The organism is Halomonas sp. BC04, from assembly GCF_000568385.1.
Map to the genome: position 1 here is coordinate 1 of NZ_AZQX01000333.1, position 16,257 is coordinate 16,257.

The 16,257-nt window shown below is 62.9% G+C and carries 14 protein-coding genes and 2 pseudogenes; 13 read left to right on the top strand and 3 right to left on the bottom strand.

Annotated features, from left to right (window positions below):
* Nucleotides 1–1,295 precede the first annotated feature (1,295 nt).
* Nucleotides 1,296–2,926, bottom strand: a pseudogene (rne, locus tag Q427_RS37100) (ribonuclease E); the annotation flags it as partial.
* Between the two features lie 715 nt (nucleotides 2,927–3,641).
* On the opposite strand from rne, the gene Q427_RS22410 reads away from it, so the two are divergent.
* Genes Q427_RS22410 through sppA form a run of 3 tightly spaced genes read left to right on the top strand, consistent with a single transcriptional unit; the run spans nucleotide 3,642 to nucleotide 6,400 of the window.
* A complete protein-coding gene (locus Q427_RS22410) occupies nucleotides 3,642–4,589 on the top strand; it encodes an RluA family pseudouridine synthase (RefSeq protein WP_043517417.1) in 948 nt (315 codons plus the stop codon).
* A gap of 34 nt (nucleotides 4,590–4,623) precedes the next feature.
* The gene (locus Q427_RS22415; RefSeq protein ID WP_043517419.1) at nucleotides 4,624–5,274 is read left to right on the top strand and encodes an HAD family hydrolase; all 651 of its coding nucleotides are present in this window, start codon (nucleotides 4,624–4,626) and stop codon (nucleotides 5,272–5,274) included.
* A 22-nt stretch (nucleotides 5,275–5,296) separates the two neighbouring features.
* Nucleotides 5,297–6,400, top strand: coding sequence for a signal peptide peptidase SppA (gene sppA / locus Q427_RS22420; RefSeq protein WP_043517420.1), 1,104 nt, complete (start codon nucleotides 5,297–5,299; stop codon nucleotides 6,398–6,400).
* Nucleotides 6,401–6,561: 161 nt separating this feature from the next.
* Here sppA and Q427_RS22425 read toward each other — a convergent pair whose 3' ends face one another.
* On the bottom strand, nucleotides 6,562–7,143 hold the full coding sequence (locus tag Q427_RS22425) for a Maf family protein (RefSeq protein WP_043517422.1): 582 nt from the start codon (nucleotides 7,141–7,143) through the stop codon (nucleotides 6,562–6,564).
* 119 nt (nucleotides 7,144–7,262) lie between these two features.
* Here Q427_RS22425 and Q427_RS22430 point away from each other — a divergent pair, with 119 nt between their 5' ends.
* The 10 genes and pseudogenes from Q427_RS22430 (at nucleotide 7,263) to tmk (ending at nucleotide 15,214) form a co-directional block, all read left to right on the top strand.
* Complete coding sequence (locus tag Q427_RS22430) at nucleotides 7,263–7,790, top strand: YceD family protein (protein WP_043517424.1); 528 nt, start codon at nucleotides 7,263–7,265, stop codon at nucleotides 7,788–7,790.
* A gap of 32 nt (nucleotides 7,791–7,822) precedes the next feature.
* Nucleotides 7,823–7,993: a 50S ribosomal protein L32 gene (gene rpmF / locus Q427_RS22435; RefSeq protein ID WP_043517426.1), complete on the top strand. Its 171-nt coding sequence runs from the start codon at nucleotides 7,823–7,825 to the stop codon at nucleotides 7,991–7,993.
* A gap of 35 nt (nucleotides 7,994–8,028) precedes the next feature.
* Nucleotides 8,029–9,066, top strand: coding sequence for a phosphate acyltransferase PlsX (gene plsX, locus Q427_RS22440; RefSeq protein ID WP_051496609.1), 1,038 nt, complete (start codon nucleotides 8,029–8,031; stop codon nucleotides 9,064–9,066).
* A 6-nt stretch (nucleotides 9,067–9,072) separates the two neighbouring features.
* Nucleotides 9,073–10,025: pseudogene (fabD, locus tag Q427_RS22445) on the top strand (ACP S-malonyltransferase).
* 76 nt (nucleotides 10,026–10,101) lie between these two features.
* On the top strand, nucleotides 10,102–10,845 hold the full coding sequence (gene fabG, locus Q427_RS22450) for a 3-oxoacyl-ACP reductase FabG (protein ID WP_043517428.1): 744 nt from the start codon (nucleotides 10,102–10,104) through the stop codon (nucleotides 10,843–10,845).
* Nucleotides 10,846–10,968: 123 nt separating this feature from the next.
* Nucleotides 10,969–11,202 carry an acyl carrier protein gene (gene acpP, locus Q427_RS22455; protein ID WP_008956801.1) on the top strand — a complete coding sequence of 78 codons (234 nt, stop codon included), beginning with the start codon at nucleotides 10,969–10,971 and terminating at the stop codon, nucleotides 11,200–11,202.
* A 195-nt stretch (nucleotides 11,203–11,397) separates the two neighbouring features.
* Nucleotides 11,398–12,636, top strand: a complete 1,239-nt coding sequence (gene fabF / locus Q427_RS22460) for a beta-ketoacyl-ACP synthase II (RefSeq protein ID WP_442905551.1) — start codon at nucleotides 11,398–11,400, stop codon at nucleotides 12,634–12,636.
* A complete protein-coding gene (gene pabC / locus Q427_RS22465; protein WP_043517432.1) occupies nucleotides 12,636–13,463 on the top strand; it encodes an aminodeoxychorismate lyase in 828 nt (275 codons plus the stop codon). Before fabF ends, pabC begins: the two co-directional genes overlap by 1 nt.
* Nucleotides 13,464–13,476: 13 nt before the next feature.
* Nucleotides 13,477–14,481, top strand: a complete 1,005-nt coding sequence (gene mltG, locus Q427_RS22470; protein ID WP_043517434.1) for an endolytic transglycosylase MltG — start codon at nucleotides 13,477–13,479, stop codon at nucleotides 14,479–14,481.
* A 106-nt stretch (nucleotides 14,482–14,587) separates the two neighbouring features.
* Nucleotides 14,588–15,214 (top strand): dTMP kinase, encoded by a 627-nt coding sequence (tmk, locus tag Q427_RS22475; RefSeq protein ID WP_043517436.1) that lies wholly within the window; start codon nucleotides 14,588–14,590, stop codon nucleotides 15,212–15,214.
* Nucleotides 15,215–15,302: 88 nt separating this feature from the next.
* On the opposite strand, the gene Q427_RS22480 is transcribed toward tmk, so the two are convergent.
* Nucleotides 15,303–16,257 (bottom strand): oxidoreductase (locus Q427_RS22480; protein ID WP_155833666.1); only part of this gene is annotated, 955 nt, incomplete at its 5' end.

The window sequence follows — 16,257 nt, forward strand, 5'->3', positions numbered from 1 at the left end:
AGCTTCGAGCTGTTCGGGCTTGGCTTCCGCCTTGGGCGCCTCGGCCGGCTTTTCGGCCGCCTTGGGCTGTTCAGCCTTCGACTGTTCGGGCTTGGCTTCCGCCTTGGGCGCCTCGGCCGGCTTTTCGGCCGCCTTGGGCTGTTCAGCCTTCGGCTGCTCGGGCTTGGCCTCTGCCTTGGGCGCCTCGGTCGGCTTTTCGGCCGCCTTGGTCTGTTCAGCCTTCGGTTGCTCGGGCTTGGCCTCTGCCTTGGGTGCCTCGGCCGGCTTTTCGGCCGCCTTGGGCTGTTCAGCCTTCGGTTGCTCGGGCTTGGCCTCTGTCTTCGCTGCCTCGGCAGGCTTGGGCTGTTCAGCTTTCGGCTGCTCGGGCTTGGCCTCCGCCTTGGCTGCCTCGGCAGGCTTGGGCTGTTCAGCTTTCGGCTGCTCGGGCTTGGCCTCCGCCTTGGCTGCCTCGGCCGGCTGTTCGGCCGCCTTCGGTTGCTCGGGCTTGGCCTCTGCCTTGGGCGGTTCGGCCGGCTTCGGCTGCTCGGACTTGGCTTCCGCCTTGGGTGCCTCGGTGGGCGCCTCGGTCGAATTGGGCTGGGCCTGATCGCTGAGGCTCGCTTGGCAGCTTCGGCCTGCAGGCGCTGCTGCTCGGCTTCCGACTGGGGGTTGATGGCATGCTTTCGCGTGCGGTTGCGCGGGTTATTGCGCGTGCGCTTCGGCTTGCCATCATCCACCTTGGCGGTTTCGGAGGGCTTTGCGCTCTCGGCTGATTTCTCCGTTACCTTTTCCTGCGGCTTGTCGGCGCTATCCGGCTTCTGACGGCGGGCCGAGTCGTCACGACCGCGTGAGGGTTGCCGGCTTTCCTGGCGATTCTCCTCCTGCTGCTGAGGCTTCTCCTGACGGCCGCGGCCGCCACCGCCACGATTGCCTCGTGCGTCACCACGGCTGGAGCCGGCAGGGCTGTCTTGACGATCATTGGCTTGACGATCGGTGGCCTGACGGTCGCCGCGTCCACCTTCCTGCTGGCGGCCCTGGCTACGCTGACCGCGGGTCTCGTCCCGCCCTTCGGTGCGTTCACTGCGCGGACGGCGCTGGCGGCCGCGACCATTGCGCTCACCACGCTCGTCTCCGCGGGATTGCGGCTCGGCCGGCGCGGCAGGCTTGCGAGTCGTTTCGCTTTCAGTTTCGGTGGCGTCAGTGGTGCCCAGCCACTTGGCCATGCCCTTTACCAGGCGGCCGAGGACGCCGGGACCGCTCGGCAGTGCCGGAGGTGTCGACTCGGTAGGGCTCTTCTGCGGCTCTTGCTGTTGCTGTTGGTGCTGCAGCGACGCAGGAGCGGGTTCGTTATGGATTACCGTCTTTACCGCGGCTTCGGTGCGTGAGACTGGTTTGGCGATGCTGGCGTCCGGTTCCTTGCCCACCTCGGTGTCCACCGAGAGCTCGAAGCTGGACTTCTCCTGTTCGCCATCCTCCTCGACGTGGTCATCGCGCAGGCGCTGAACGTCGTAGTGGGGCGTGTCCATGTCCGGGTTGGGCAATACCAGTACGCGCACGTCCTGGCGGGCCTCGATATCGGCCAGTACGGCCCGCTTCTCGTTGAGCAGGTAGGTCGCGACCGGCACTGGCAGAATGGCGCGGATCTGTGCGCTGCGCTCCTTCATGGCCTCTTCTTCGATCAGGCGCATGATGGAGAGCGACAGGGAGCGCACGTCACGGATGGTGCCCTGGCCGTTACAGCGCGGACATACTACGCCGCTGGTTTCCCCCAGGGAGGGGCGCAGGCGTTGGCGTGACATTTCCATCAGGCCGAAGCGGGATATGCGGCCGATCTGCACCCGTGCACGGTCCAGCTTGAGCGCATCGCGCATGCGGTTCTCGACTTCCCGCTGGTTGCGTGCCGGGCTCATGTCGATGAAGTCGATCACTACCAGGCCACCGATATCGCGCAGACGCAGCTGGCGGGCGATCTCGTCGGCGGCCTCGGAGTTGGTCTGCAGGGCGGTCTCTTCGATATCGCTGCCACGGGTGGCACGGGCCGAGTTGATATCGATGGAGACCAGTGCCTCGGTGTGGTCGATGACGATGGAGCCACCTGAGGGCAGCTTCACTTCACGCTCGTAGGCGGTCTCGATCTGCGACTCGATCTGGAAACGCGAGAACAGCGGGACCTCATCGGCGTAGAGCTTGATTTTCTGCTGGTAGGAGGGCATCACCTGGCGGATGAAGGTCAGCGCTTCCTGATGGACGACCGGGCTGTCGATCAGCACCTCGCCGATATCCTGGCGCAGGTAATCGCGCATGGCGCGGATGATGACATTGGACTCGCGGTAGATCAGGAACGGAGCCGGTCGCTTCACGGCCTCCTCGGTGATCGACTCCCACACTTGTACCAGGTAGTCGAGGTCCCACTGGAGCTCTTCGGTGCTGCGACCGATGCCGGCGGTGCGCACGATCACGCCCATCTTGTCCGGCACGGTGAGTTCGCCCATGGCCTCCTTGAGCTGGCTGCGCTCGTCACCCTCGATACGGCGCGAGATGCCACCGGCGCGAGGGTTGTTGGGCATCAGTACCAGGAAACGGCCGGCCAGGCTGATGAAGGTGGTGAGTGCCGCGCCCTTGTTGCCGCGCTCCTCCTTGTCGACCTGGACGATGACTTCCTGGCCCTCCTTGAGCACCTCCTTGATACTGGGGCGCCCGAGGTCTCCTTGAGGAAGTACTCGCGGGAAATCTCCTTGAGGGGGAGGAAGCCATGCCGATCTGCACCGAAATCGACGAAGGCGGCTTCGAGGGAGGGCTCTACGCGGGTGATCTTGCCGCGGTAGATATTGGCTTTTTTCTGTTCCCTGGCACCGGATTCGATGTCCAGGTCGTAAAGGCGTTGTCCATCGACCAGGGCAACCCGCAGTTCTTCAGGCTGGGTCGCATTGATGAGCATCCGTTTCATAGTGTCTCGCAAACTGGACGCACCGGTGGGCATCGAAGAAGGCGAACCTCTGGGTGCTGCGTGCTCGTGCTCAGCGCATGTCGCGGATGCACAGTGGCGCCCGATCGTACCGGTACCCACGGTGGGTCCAGCACGACATGATCATGTTGAGTACTCGGCGGAGGCAGGACATGTCTCGGTGGGCTGTTCCCATCCGGCCCTGCGGTCACCGCCAGACACCTGGCATTCATCGATTCGCCAACGCCGGCCACCGGCACGATGTTGAACGATTCCCGTGGCCACCGCCCGCCAAAGTGGCGGGCCGGGATCCGGGCGTGGCGTAACTGCTTGTTTGTCGCTATCCATCGGTAGCGGTGTATCCGTAGCGTTCAGCCTTGTGACTTTCGTCATGTGTCACTCCCGCTCATGACGGGAGCCTTCGCTACGTCTTGCTTGCTACTTTCTCGTTACTGCTGTCTTCGTTACATCTAGGTGTCTTGCTGTCGTATCGGTAACGCGTTGTCACTCGTCGGCGGCGGGACCGAGTCAACGGGTCGTCGCGGCCTGATTTCGTCGCTCCGGCCTGCGTGTCTGTCGGGCAGGCGCTTATGGGACCGAAGGGATCCATCCGAGCGAGCTGGCAATATAGCAGCAATGGTAATATGCGGCAATTGGCGCAGCGAGTGGCCGAGTAGGCTAGAATGCCGGCTCACAACAGGATTCGAGCGGGAGTGTCATGACCGAAGGGCGCGACGTACAGTGGGTGGAAGTGGGCGAGGGCCAGGCCGGTCAACGAATCGACAACTTCCTGATGACGCGTCTCAAGGGCGTCCCGCGTGCCCTTGTCTATCGCATCGTGCGCAAGGGTGAGGTGCGGGTCAACAAGAAGCGGGTCAAGGTCGACTACCGCCTGGTGGTGGGCGATCTGGTGCGTATCCCGCCGCTACGGCTGACGCCCCGCGAGGCGGTGAGGGAGGTCAGCGACAGCCTGCGCAACCTGCTGGCAGGAAGCGTGCTGGTGGAGGGGCGCGACTGGCTGGTGATCAACAAGCCGGCAGGACTGGCCGTGCACGGTGGCAGTGGCGTCAAGATCGGCCTGATCGAGGCGCTGCGCCAGGTGCGCGAGGATCTCGACTTTCTGGAGCTGGTGCATCGGCTGGATCGCGATACCTCCGGCTGCCTGCTGCTCGCCAAGTCGCGGCCGGCGCTGCTGGCCCTCAACGACGCGCTCAAGCAGCACAAGATGGACAAGCAGTATCTCGCCCTGGTGGCGGGGCGCTGGCCGGTGAAGCGTGAATTCGTCAGCGCCCGCCTGGAGCGTTTCGATGCCGGCAACGGGGAGCGCCGGGTGAGGGTCGATGCCGCCGGCAAGGTTTCGCGCACACGCTTCGGCGTGCGCGAGGCTTTTCCCAGGGCGACCCTGATCGAGGCGGAGCCGGTGACCGGCCGTACCCATCAGATTCGCGTGCATGCGGCCCATGCCGGCTTCCCGCTACTGGGCGACGATAAATATGGCACCCGGGAAGGCGAGGTGCTGTCACGCAAGCTGGGCTTGTCGCGACTGTTCCTGCATGCGGCGTCGTTGACTTTTCCCGAGCCGACCAGCGGCAGGCCGGTACAGATACGGGCACCGCTCCCCAATGACCTGGAAGCCGTGTTGCAGCGTGCCCGCAAGCTGTCCTGACCTTGCCACCTTCAATCACCGAACTGGAGCCTCGATGCGTTATCGACTGGTGATATTCGACTGGGACGGTACCCTGATGGACTCTGCCGCCCGCATCGTCTCCTGCATGCAGGCGGCGTCCCTGGAAGCCGGATGGGGGGAACTGGCCGATGACGCGATACGCGACATCATCGGCCTGGGACTGCCCGAGGCCATTGACAAGCTCTGTCCCGGGATCGATCCCGGGCGCTCTGAGTTGTTGCGCAGTCGCTACGCCTTCCATTTCGTCGAGGGTGATACCACGCCAATGCGCTTCTTTCCCGGTGTCGAGGCGGGTGTCGCGGGCCTGCGTGACATCAGCGAGCGTCGCCTGGCGGTGGCGACCGGCAAGAGCCGGCGCGGCCTGGATCGCATCTTCCGCGAGAGCGGAAGCGCAGGCTGGTTCCATGCCAGCCGTACCGCCGACGAGACGCGCTCCAAGCCCCACCCGCAGATGCTGGAGGAACTCCTGGTCGAGCTGGACGTCGATGTCGGGGAGGCGGTGATGATTGGCGACACTGAATATGATCTGGAGATGGCTCGGGCGCTGGGCATGGATCGGATTGCCGTGACATGGGGTGTGCATGCCCCCGAGCGCCTGGCGGCCAGCCGCCCCGTGTTCACCGCGGAAGCGGTGCCGGAGCTGTTTGACTGGTTGAATCGATAGACGGCTGTAAGGGACGCGAGCCATGAGTGATGACAAGCGGGATGACAAGCGGGAAGAAGGACCGGAGGATCGCTGGACCGAAGGGCCTGAGCTGAGCCCCGAGGAGGCGCGCCGGCTGCGGCAGGCGCAGGCCTCCTCGCCACCTCCGCCGCCGGAGAGTGCCGAGACCCTGCGGGAGCGTCAGCGGCTGGCTCAGCAGGAGATGCTGGATCGCTGGATCGGTGGCGTGTTGGTCGAGCAGCGTCGTACCCGGCGCTGGAAGCTCTTTTTTCGCTTCTTTTTTGCCGCATTGATACTGGCGTCCCTGTCAGCCACCTTCTACAGCATCTTCCTTGATCCTGGCGCGCGGGAGCCCGAGCGACAGCACCTGGGTGTGGTCAAGGTTCATGGTGTCATCGACAGCGAGTCGCCGGCCAGTGCCGAGCGCATCATCAGGGGGCTCAACCGGGCCTGGGAGGCGGAAACCGCCGCCGCGGTCGTGCTGCATATCGATAGCCCCGGCGGCAGTCCCGTTCAGTCTCAGCGCGTCTTCAACGAGATACTCAGGCTGCGCGAGAAGGGCGACAAGCCGATCATTGCCGTGATCGAGGATATCGGTGCCAGCGGGGCCTACTATATTGCCGCCGCGGCCGACGAGATCGTGGCGGCGCCGGCCAGCCTGGTGGGTTCGATCGGGGTGATATTCGCCAGCTTCGGCTTCGAGGAGGCCATCGACCATCTGGGTATCGAGCGCCGCATCTATGTCAGTGGCGAGAACAAGGGGTTCCTCGACCCCTTCTCGCCGGTGGCACCCGAAGAGCGCGACTTCTGGCAGTCGGTGATGGATACCACTCACCGGCAGTTCATCGATGCCGTCCAGGCCGGGCGTGGTGATCGGCTGGCCGAGGACGACAGGCTATTCAGTGGACTGATCTGGAACGGGGAGCAGGCGCTGGAGCTGGGGCTCATCGATGGCATCAGCAGCCTGGACGCCCTGTCCCATGAGCTGTTCGACGAGCTGCGCATCCATGACTATACCCCCCGTCTCGATCCTTTCGAGCGCCTGTCCCGCCAGTTCGGTCGCGTCGCCGCCGAGTGGGCCGGCGTGTCGTCGAGCCAGTCGCCGGTACGCTATCAGCTGCCCTGATCGCCCTGATCGCCTTGGTCGCCCAGCGCCTGGAGTCGCGGCTTTTCCGGCGACAGGCCTGCGCGGAGGCGCTGTGAACCCATCCCTGGGCGCTACCTTTTCCATCCCTGGATAAGGACCTCCGCTTCGGCCTGTCCCCGGCGCCGCTCACTGGGTTGGCTCTACCTTAGCGGGTCCAGTCCCGCCTCGCGCAGCAAGGCGCAGAGGCGGATCAGCGGCAGGCCGATCAGGGTGTTAGGGTCATCCCCCTCTAGCTTCTCGAACAGGGCGATGCCCAGCCCCTCCATGCGGAAGCTGCCGGCGCTGTCCAGTGGCTGCTCCCGCTCCACGTAGCGGGAAATCTCGGCATCGCTGAGCTGGCGAAACACGACATCGTAATGCTCGTGACAGACCCAGTGGCGCCCGGCGCGGCTGTCGATCAGCGCCAGGCCGGTGAGAAAGCGCACGCGATGGCCGGAGAAGCGTGCCAGCTGTGCCCGTGCCGTGGTTGCGTCGCCGGGCTTGCCGAGGATATCCCCGTCGAAGACCGCCACCTGGTCCGAACCGATGACCAGGTGGTCGGGATACGCTTCGGCCACGGCGCCGGCCTTGGCCAGGGAGAGGCGGTGCACCAGCGCTTCGGGGGGCTCGTCGGGGCGAGGACTTTCGTCGATATCAGGACTCGCCCAGTCGAACGGCAATCCCAGGCGATCAAGCAGTTGGCGGCGCCAGGGCGAGCCGGAGGCGAGTATGAGTCGTGGCATGAGAGTCTCCTGAAGGTGGGGCCGCATGCGGCGCATCGACGGTCTTGAAGGACGCCATTGTAACCCGTCGCGAAGGCGTCTTTGACAGGGGGCGGGGGAGTGCCTATCATTGCGCGCCTATGTTGACCTCACGACTTCCCAATAGGGTCGAGCCCTACAAGCTCGCCTCCCGCGCCGAACGCCTCGAAGGCCTGGTGGCGCTCGACCTGTTCGAGCGTCTCGCCGAGCAGGTGGGTAAGCAGCTGGGCGACTGCCAGGTATGGCTCGATTTTGCCATTGACCCCCAGGGCCGCCGCGTGATTCACGGCCGCCTGGAGGCCGAGCTGCAGTTGCCTTGTCGCCGCTGCCTCGAGCCGCTGTCACAGCATGTCGAAAGCGAGTTCCTGCTGGGCATGGTCACGAGCGATGCGCTGGCAGCAGAGCTGCCGAGCACCCACGAGCCGGTGCTGGTGGAAAACGAACAGCTGAACCTGCTGGAGATGGTCGAGGATGAACTCATCCTCAGCCTGCCCCAGGTGGTTTACCACGACGAGGCCCTGTGTCGGGTCTCGCGCGACCAGCTGAGTAGCGGGGAGGAGGCCGTATCGTCCGAGCCGACTCCTGCGAATCCCTTTGAGGTGCTGCGTCGCCTCAAGGGAAAATCCTGATTCATTGTCGATTCACTCTGGAGTGATTTCCCATGGCAGTTCAACAGAACCGTAAGACCCGTTCCAAGCGCGGCATGCGTCGTAGCCACGATGCGCTGAGCGGCCCGACCCTGTCCCAGGACAAGGAAACCGGCACCACACACCTGCGTCACCATATTGCTCCCGACGGCTTCTACCGTGGCCGCAAGATCGTCGACGCCTGAGTCGACAGCTTGTCAGTGATGCTCGGCCATTGAGCGTGCGGGTCGCCGTCGATGCGATGGGAGGGGATTCGGGCCCAGCCGCTGCCGTCCAAGGGTCGGCAGCGGCGGTGCTGGCCCGGCCAGGCCTGTCGATCGATCTGTTTGGCCCTCGCGACCTGCTGGAATCCGAGCTAGAGAGCCTGCCGCGGCACCTCGCCGCGGCTGGTTCGCATTTGTCTATCCATCACGCCCCAGAGATGATCCGCCAGGACCAGCGCCCCACCGATGCATTGCGTCGCGGTGGCGATACCAGCATGGCTTGCATGCTGGCTCACCTGGCCAGTGGTGGTGCGGTGGCCGGCGTCAGTTCGGGGAACACCGGGGCGTTGATGGCGCTGGCCCGGCGTGAGTTGGGGACGGTGGCGGGCATTCCCCGGCCGGCCATCAGTACGGCGATACCCACGCGAGGCGAGGGGCGCTGCTACCTGCTGGACCTGGGTGCCAACGTCGATGTCAGCGCCGGGCGCTTGGTGGACTTCGCGCGTATGGGCAGTGTCATGGCGCGACACGTCGACGGCCTGGCGTCACCTCGGGTGGCCTTGCTGAACGTGGGCAGCGAGGGCACCAAGGGCAGTGCCAGCGTGCGGGAGGCGGATGCCTGGCTGAGCGGTATGTCGTCACTGAACTATTGCGGCTTCGTCGAGGGCGACGGCATCTTCGCCGGCGCAGCCGATGTGGTCGTCTGCGACGGCTTCGTCGGCAATGCAGTGCTCAAGGCAAGCGAAGGACTGGCGCGGATGTTGATCGAGCGTGTGCAGGCGACCTTCGAGGCGCATTGGGGTAGTCGTCTGGTGGGGTTGTTGGCCAGGCCGGCGCTGCGGCGTTTGAAGAATGACCTGGATCCGGTTCGCTATAATGGTGCCAGCTTGCTGGGACTCGATGGAATCGTGATCAAGAGCCATGGTGGCGCCGATGCCACTGGCTTCTCCTATGCCGTGTTGCGAGCGGTACAAGAAGTCAGTCGAGGCCTGCCGTCTCAACTGGCTCTCGAGCTCGGCAGCCGGCATGAACGGATTCAACAAGAGCATAGGTAAAACGACATGACTCAACCTCTTGCCCTCGTATTTCCCGGGCAGGGCTCCCAGCAGATTGGCATGCTGCGCGAGCTGGCCGAACGCTACAGCGTCGTCCGCACCACCTTCGAGGAAGCAAACGAAGCGTTAGGCTACGACCTGTGGCAAGTGGTACAAGAGGGCCCCGAGGAGGCGCTCAACGCGACTGCCTGCACCCAGCCGGCCCTGTTGACCGCCAGTGTTGCCATCTGGCGCGTCTGGCAGGAGCTGGAAGGGCCGCGGCCAAGCGCCATGGCGGGCCATAGCCTGGGCGAGTATAGCGCCATGGTCTGTGCCGGTGTCATCGGCTTTGCCGATGGGGTCCGCCTGGTCAAGCTGCGGGGCGATGCGATGCAGCGTGCCGTGCCGCTTGGCCAGGGCGGGATGGCGGCCATTCTCGGCCTCGACGATGCTACCGTTGAAAAGGCCTGCGCCGAAGCCGAGCAGAATGATGTGGTCGCGGCCGTCAACTACAATGCGCCGGGGCAGGTCGTGATTGCCGGCAGCAAGGCGGCGGTCGAGCGTGCCATCGTGTTGTGCCAGGGGGCGGGAGCCAAGCGGGCCATGCCGTTGCCGGTATCGGTGCCGTCGCACTGTGCCTGATGCGTCCGGCGGCGGAGGAGCTCAAGGCCGCCATGGCGGAGCTCGACATGCGTGCACCGCGCTATACCGTCTATCAGAATGTCGATGCCCAGGCGCATGCGGATGTCGAGACGTTGCGTACGCGCCTGGTCGAGCAGCTCTACCAGCCAGTGCGCTGGACCTCCTGCGTCGAGGCCATGGTGGAGGGGGGCGCCGAGGTGTTCATCGAGTGCGGGCCGGGCAAGGTGCTGACCGGTCTTGGCAAGCGAATTGCCAAGGGCAGCAAGGGCTTGGCGGTCAATGACCCCGATAGCCTGGTAGCGGCGCTGGAGCTGGCTCGTGAGTCGGCCTCGCAGTGATGACGTTGGGACGGGACAAGCCATTGGGGTGAGTGTGGCCCCATCGATTCAAACAGCATTCAAATCGGGAACCGCTATGACGAGCGAACGCAGAATCGCCCTGGTGACAGGGGCCAGTCGCGGCATTGGGCGGGCCATCGCCCATGAACTGGGCCGCCAGGGGCGGATCGTTATCGGCACTGCCACGACCGAATCCGGTGCGGCGAAGATTGACGAGGATCTTCGTGCCGGCGGCATCGAGGGCGCTGGCCGGGCATTGGACGTGACCGATCAGGCCAGTGTCGACGCCCTGGTCAAATCGATCACCGATGAGTTTGGTGCCCCCACCATCCTGGTCAACAACGCCGGGATCACCCGTGACAATCTCCTGATGCGAATGAAGGAAGACGAGTGGGATTCGGTGCTCGACACCAATCTCAAGTCCGTGTATCGGGTCACCAAGGCTTGCCTGCGCGGTATGACCCGGGCTCGCTTCGGTCGTATCGTCAGTATCAGCTCCGTGGTCGCGACCATGGGCAATCTGGGACAGACCAACTATGCTGCCGCCAAGGCGGGCATGGAAGGCTTCACCCGTGCGCTGGCCCGTGAAGTGGCGTCGCGTGCCATTACGGTCAATGCGGTGGCTCCCGGCTTCATCGCCACCGACATGACCCAGAGCCTGCCCGAGGAGCAGCACAAGATGCTGCTTGACCAGATTCCTCTGTCGCGGCTCGGTGAGCCCGCTGAGATTGCCGCAGCCGTCGGTTTTCTGACCGGTGAGAGTGCTGGCTATATCACCGGTGAGACCCTGCAGGTCAACGGTGGTATGAACATGCGTTGAGGCTCCCGCCGGTCGGCGGTTGCGCCGACGGTGGGGCGTCTATAAACTACCCCGCAACTTGAGGTTGTGGACCAACCGGCTGGTCATCTGAACGGCTAACTTGAACGACTGGAGTACGTCATAATGAGCACCATCGAAGAGCGCGTGAAGAAGGTTGTGGCCGAGCGCCTGAACGTCAAGGAAGAGGATATCCAGAATAGCTCCTCCTTTACCGAAGACCTGGGCGCTGATTCCCTGGACACCGTCGAGCTGGTCATGGCGCTCGAAGAAGAATTCGATACCGAAATTCCCGATGAGGAAGCCGAGAAGATCACCACCGTTCAGGAAGCCATTGATTACGTCAACGCCCACCAGTAAGGGCGCGGTCGTAACCGCTTGCTGAGGTGTATGGGTCCGTTTGCGCGACCCTCGAAAGCCGTCCTGTTGGCCAGGGCGGCTTTCGCTATTATTGGGGCGGGTTGTTTGCTGCCCAAGGAGGGGGCATCTTCGGTATAATGCGCCCACTGACGGCCCTGTGGACGGGCCGTGTCATCAAGGTTGTCGGGAGGAATACTGATGGCTCGTAGAGTTGTGGTGACCGGACTCGGTCTGGTGACACCGGTGGGCAACACCGTTGACGAGAGCTGGGAAAGCATCCTGGCCGGCAAGAGCGGCATCGCCCCTATCGAACATTTCGATGCCACCAGCTTCAATACCCGGTTCGGTGGGTCGGTAAAGGATTTCGACATCAGTCCCTACCTCAACCCCAAGGATGCCCGCAAGATGGACCTGTTCATCCAGTACGGGATTGCAGCGGGTGCCCAGGCCATTGCCGATGCCGGCATCGAGTGCACGGAGGAGAACGCCGAGCGCATCGGCGTGGCGGTCGGCTCAGGCATCGGCGGGCTGCCGATGATCGAGCATAACCACAACGCGCTGAACAAGGGCGGAGCACGTCGTATCTCGCCGTTCTTCGTGCCGGGCTCCATCATCAACATGATCTCCGGCAATCTGGCGATCCAGCACGGCTTCCGCGGCCCCAACATCGCCATTACCACTGCTTGTACCACCGGTACCCACAATATCGGCTACAGCGCCCGGACCATCGTCTATGGCGATGCCGACGTGATGATCTGCGGCGGCGCCGAGATGGCGACCACGCCGCTTGGCCTCGGCGGCTTCTCTGCCGCCCGGGCGCTGTCGAATCGCAACGACGATCCCACGGCGGCCAGTCGTCCCTGGGACCGCGACAGGGACGGGTTCGTCCTCTCCGATGGCGCCGGCATCCTGGTGCTCGAGGAGTACGAGCATGCCAAGGCGCGCGGGGCGAAGATCTATGCCGAACTGACCGGGTTCGGCATGAGCGACGATGCCTTCCACATGACGGCGCCGCCGGAAGATGGCAGCGGTGCAGCACTCTCCATGCGCAATGCCATTCGCGATGCGGGCATCGAGCCTGCCGCGGTCGACTACATCAATGCCCACGGCACCTCCACGCCGGCCGGCGACCTGGCCGAGACCCGGGCGGTGAAGAAGGTCATGGGCAGTGCGGCGAATTCGGTAGCGGTCAGTTCCACCAAGTCGATGATCGGCCACCTGCTGGGTGCGGCTGGTGCCGTCGAGGCGGTGTTCAGCATACTGGCCATCCGTGACCAGGTGGCGCCGCCGACCATCAACCTGGACAATCCCCAGGAGGGATGCGACCTGGACTACGTGCCGCATACCGCCCGGGAGATGAAGATCGATGTGGCGCTGTCCAACTCCTTCGGTTTCGGCGGCACCAACGGTACCCTTGTCTTTTCCAAGGTGTGATGACCATGCCCCGGGCGCCTGAGCATCAGTGGGTGCCACTGGACGATCGCGGCCTGGCCTATGGCGACGGCCTGTTCGAGACGGTGCTGGTCCGCGATGGCCAGCCGCTGCTGTGGGACCGGCACATGGCACGCCTGGCCCGTGGCTGCCAGGTGCTTGGCATACCGCTTCTGCCGCGAGACGAGCTGGATCGGCTGCCAGGCCAGGCCGGCCCGGGACTCCGGGTTCTCAAGCTGATCCTCACCCGGGGTAGCGGTGGCCGGGGCTACCTGCCGCCGGCTTCTTCCTTGCCGCGCCTGCGCTGGCAGGCGACGAGCTTTTCACCACAGCCATGGCGCTGGCGGGATGGAGTGCGGGTCCGGCACTGCCGGCTAAGTCTGGGCGTTCAGCCACTGCTCGCCGGGCTCAAGCATCTCAATCGGCTGGAGAACGTGCTGGCTCGGGCCGAATGGTCGGATCCCGACCTGGCGGAAGGTGTGTTGTGCAGTAGCGACGGCTGGCTGGTGGAAGCGACGTGCATGAACCTGTTCTGGCAGCGGGAGGGGCGTCTGGAGACGCCACGGCTGGACGACTGCGGCGTGGCGGGTACCCTGCGCGCCGCGTTGCTGGAACGTCTCCCTGTCTCCGAGGTCCAGGCTAAGCCGAATGCGCTGGCCGGGGCCGAGGCGGTCTGGCTGGTCAATTCGGTGCAGGGAGTCTGGCCCGTGGCGCGGCTCGATGACGCCGAAGGCACCCGGTTGGCGAACTGGCCGATAGGACCTATCCATCGACACCTCCAGGCCGTGGCCCACGACCTGCTGGATTACCCGATGGGCTTTGCAGAGTGAATGAGGAATTCGCATGTTGCGTCTAGTCAAGTTTCTGGCGGTGCTGGTGGTCGTGGCCGGCGTGGCGGCCTTTGCCGGCTATCGCTATTGGGAGAGCCGGCTCGAGGCGCCCATCGCGGTAGAGGAGGAGACCCTCTACGAAGTGCCGCGTGGGGCAGGCTTCAATCGGGCGGTAACGGATCTGGCGGAGCGTGGCGTGATCGAGGACGTCTGGGCCTTTCGCTTGCTGACTCGCCTTGAACCGGAGGCGATTCCGCGGCTGCGTGCCGGGGAGTACATGCTCGAGCCGGGGATGAGCGGGCGGGACCTTATCGAACTGCTGGGCAGCGACCGGGTGGTGACCTATCCGTTGACGATTCCCGAGGGCTGGACCTTCCGGCAGATGCGTGCCCATCTCGATTCGGCGCCCAAGCTGGAGAACCGTACCGAAGGACTTTCCGACGAGGAGGTGATGGCCCTGCTCGACCGAGAAGGCCGCTTTCCCGAGGGCTGGTTCTTTCCCGATACCTACCGCTACCACAAGGGTATGAGCGACCTGGATATCCTTCGCCAGGCCATGTTGCGCATGGAGCGGATCCTCGATGAGGTATGGGAAGGTCGCAGCGACGACCTGACCATCGAGACGCCCTACGAGGCCTTGATCATGGCTTCTCTGATCGAGCGCGAAACCGGTGCGCCGGAGGAGCGTCGCGAGATTGCCGGTGTCTTCAAGCGGCGCATGGAGACCGGCATGCGCCTGCAGACCGACCCGACGGTGATCTACGGGATGGGAGAGCGCTACGAGGGGCGCATCACTCGGGCCGACCTGCGCGAGGCCACCCCCTACAACACCTATGTCATCGACGGTATGCCGCCCACGCCGATCGCCATGCCGGGGCGTGCCTCGCTGGAGGCGGCGGTGGATCCGCTACCCGGTGATACCTTCTATTTCGTTTCCCGGGGCGATGGAACGCACCATTTTTCGCGCACCCTGCGGGAACACAACAATGCCGTGAACCGCTACATTCGCAATCGATGATTGATGGGCGCAGTATGAATATGGGATAGCGGCTATCTGCACAGGAGCCCCCAATGTTACAGCGTATACGCCTAGTGCTGAGTACCGTTGACGGTGGAAGGATCGTATGAACCAAGGCCGCATGATTGTCATTGACGGGAGCAATGGAGCTGGAAAAACCACGGTGATCGGAGCCCTGCGTGATCATTTGAAATATCAAGGTAGAGAAGCTCTTTTTACTCGCGAGCCTGGTGGCACGCCTATTGGGGAAAAAATTAGAGAAATTCTTTTGTCAACGGACGCTGGTGAGATGGCGCCTGTGACAGAGTTAATGCTATTCGCTGCTGCGCGTGCGCAGCACGTGCGTGAGAAAATTCTTCCTGCTCTTCAAGCAGGCAAAGTGGTCGTATGTGACCGCTTCGATTCAGCGACCCTAAGCTTTCAGCATCACGCAAGGGGTCTTCCCCTAGAGCTAATCACAACGCTGAATGACCTCGCAGTGGACGGTCTACAGCCCGATCTGACAATCATCCTCGATCTGGACCCGGAGGTAGGTCTCGCGCGAGTGGGCACGCGTGGCAGTAACCTAGATAGGTTAGAGAAGGAAACATTGGATTTTCTTCACAAAGCTCGCGAAGGCTATTTGACGCAGGCTAGGTTGAACCCTGAACGCTTTGTTGTGGTTGATGCTTCGCAGCCTCTTGACCATGTTTTAAGTGAGGTATTGCAAGTTGTTGATCAGCTACTGCAGTAGTGAGCTATAGCCGCCTGGGATGTTGGTTCAGTCGGAGCGATTAAACGAGTTAAGCGTGCGCTGACTTTTCGAGGCATAGCTACACTGATCAAGAACTGTCCCATTTTCCACAAGTAAGAAAATCCGCGCCCCGCGAATGGTAGTGACATTTCATTCTGTTTTGGCAACCGTTGGAGTGGTCTTTCAGATAGTTTGGGTTTGCGATCAGGTCGCGACAGATGCCGATGTGCACATTTTTTGGCAGAGTTGTGTCCCAGCCTATGAGGGACTTTCCGGAGGCTATGAAATCCTGCTGAGGGTGCCGCGACGCGAGCTCAACAGTGGCGGCTATTCTTTGCGAAAGTAACTCGCCGGACGACGGATAGATAAGCCGCTTGCTTAAATTATAAAAACCTGAAGAAAGATCGATATAGTTGAATCCCAACCCGGCGATTCGGTCGAAGGAATCGTGTGACTCAGTGTCGTCTAGCTCTGCTGCGCCAGTGGCTAGAGAAAGTCGGATTGAAGTTTCGATTTCAAGCTCTGCGAGCTGCTCAGTCCATTCTCCCAATTTTTCCATAGCTAGCTTGGAATGCCGCGAAAACCGAGAGTCGATGATGAGATTGAAAAGATAGCCATGTGCAGCATGAACTTGTATATGGTCGAAACCCGCTTCGGTCGCTAGCTCGGTGCCTAACTTGAGGCTATCGAAAGTATCGATAACGTCATCCTCTGTTATTGAGGAGGCAATTTCTCGATAGACTATAAGGTTTTTCTTCGGTGACTTGGCTATGAATTTCTGCATGCCTTTGTAGCCTGGCCAGCAAGAAGCCAATTGAACACCGGCTAGTGCGCCTCGCTCAGAAATGGCTTTGGCGAGAAAGTTCCAAGCCGGATTTTTCGAAATCTTTGAACACACGTTGTTGCTGCCAACTCCCTCAGGAACGACAACGTTACCGACTATAGCGCAATGCAGCCCGTGCCCACTTCGTTCTCGATAGAATTCGACACAACGCGAGTCTGGAGTCTGGTTCGTCGAGAACCCGGTGTTCACTGGTAAGAAA

Excerpts from the sequence above, each read along its gene's own strand:
- Q427_RS22410 (WP_043517417.1), top strand. The coding sequence starts at position 3,642 with ATGACCGAAGGGCGCGACGTACAGTGGGTGGAAGTGGGCGAGGGCCAG.
- Q427_RS22415 (WP_043517419.1), top strand. The coding sequence starts at position 4,624 with ATGCGTTATCGACTGGTGATATTCGACTGGGACGGTACCCTGATGGAC.
- sppA (WP_043517420.1), top strand. The coding sequence starts at position 5,297 with ATGAGTGATGACAAGCGGGATGACAAGCGGGAAGAAGGACCGGAGGAT.
- Q427_RS22425 (WP_043517422.1), bottom strand. The coding sequence starts at position 7,143 with ATGCCACGACTCATACTCGCCTCCGGCTCGCCCTGGCGCCGCCAACTG.
- Q427_RS22430 (WP_043517424.1), top strand. The coding sequence starts at position 7,263 with ATGTTGACCTCACGACTTCCCAATAGGGTCGAGCCCTACAAGCTCGCC.
- rpmF (WP_043517426.1), top strand. The coding sequence starts at position 7,823 with ATGGCAGTTCAACAGAACCGTAAGACCCGTTCCAAGCGCGGCATGCGT.
- fabG (WP_043517428.1), top strand. The coding sequence starts at position 10,102 with ATGACGAGCGAACGCAGAATCGCCCTGGTGACAGGGGCCAGTCGCGGC.
- acpP (WP_008956801.1), top strand. The coding sequence starts at position 10,969 with ATGAGCACCATCGAAGAGCGCGTGAAGAAGGTTGTGGCCGAGCGCCTG.
- pabC (WP_043517432.1), top strand. The coding sequence starts at position 12,636 with ATGACCATGCCCCGGGCGCCTGAGCATCAGTGGGTGCCACTGGACGAT.
- mltG (WP_043517434.1), top strand. The coding sequence starts at position 13,477 with ATGTTGCGTCTAGTCAAGTTTCTGGCGGTGCTGGTGGTCGTGGCCGGC.
- tmk (WP_043517436.1), top strand. The coding sequence starts at position 14,588 with ATGAACCAAGGCCGCATGATTGTCATTGACGGGAGCAATGGAGCTGGA.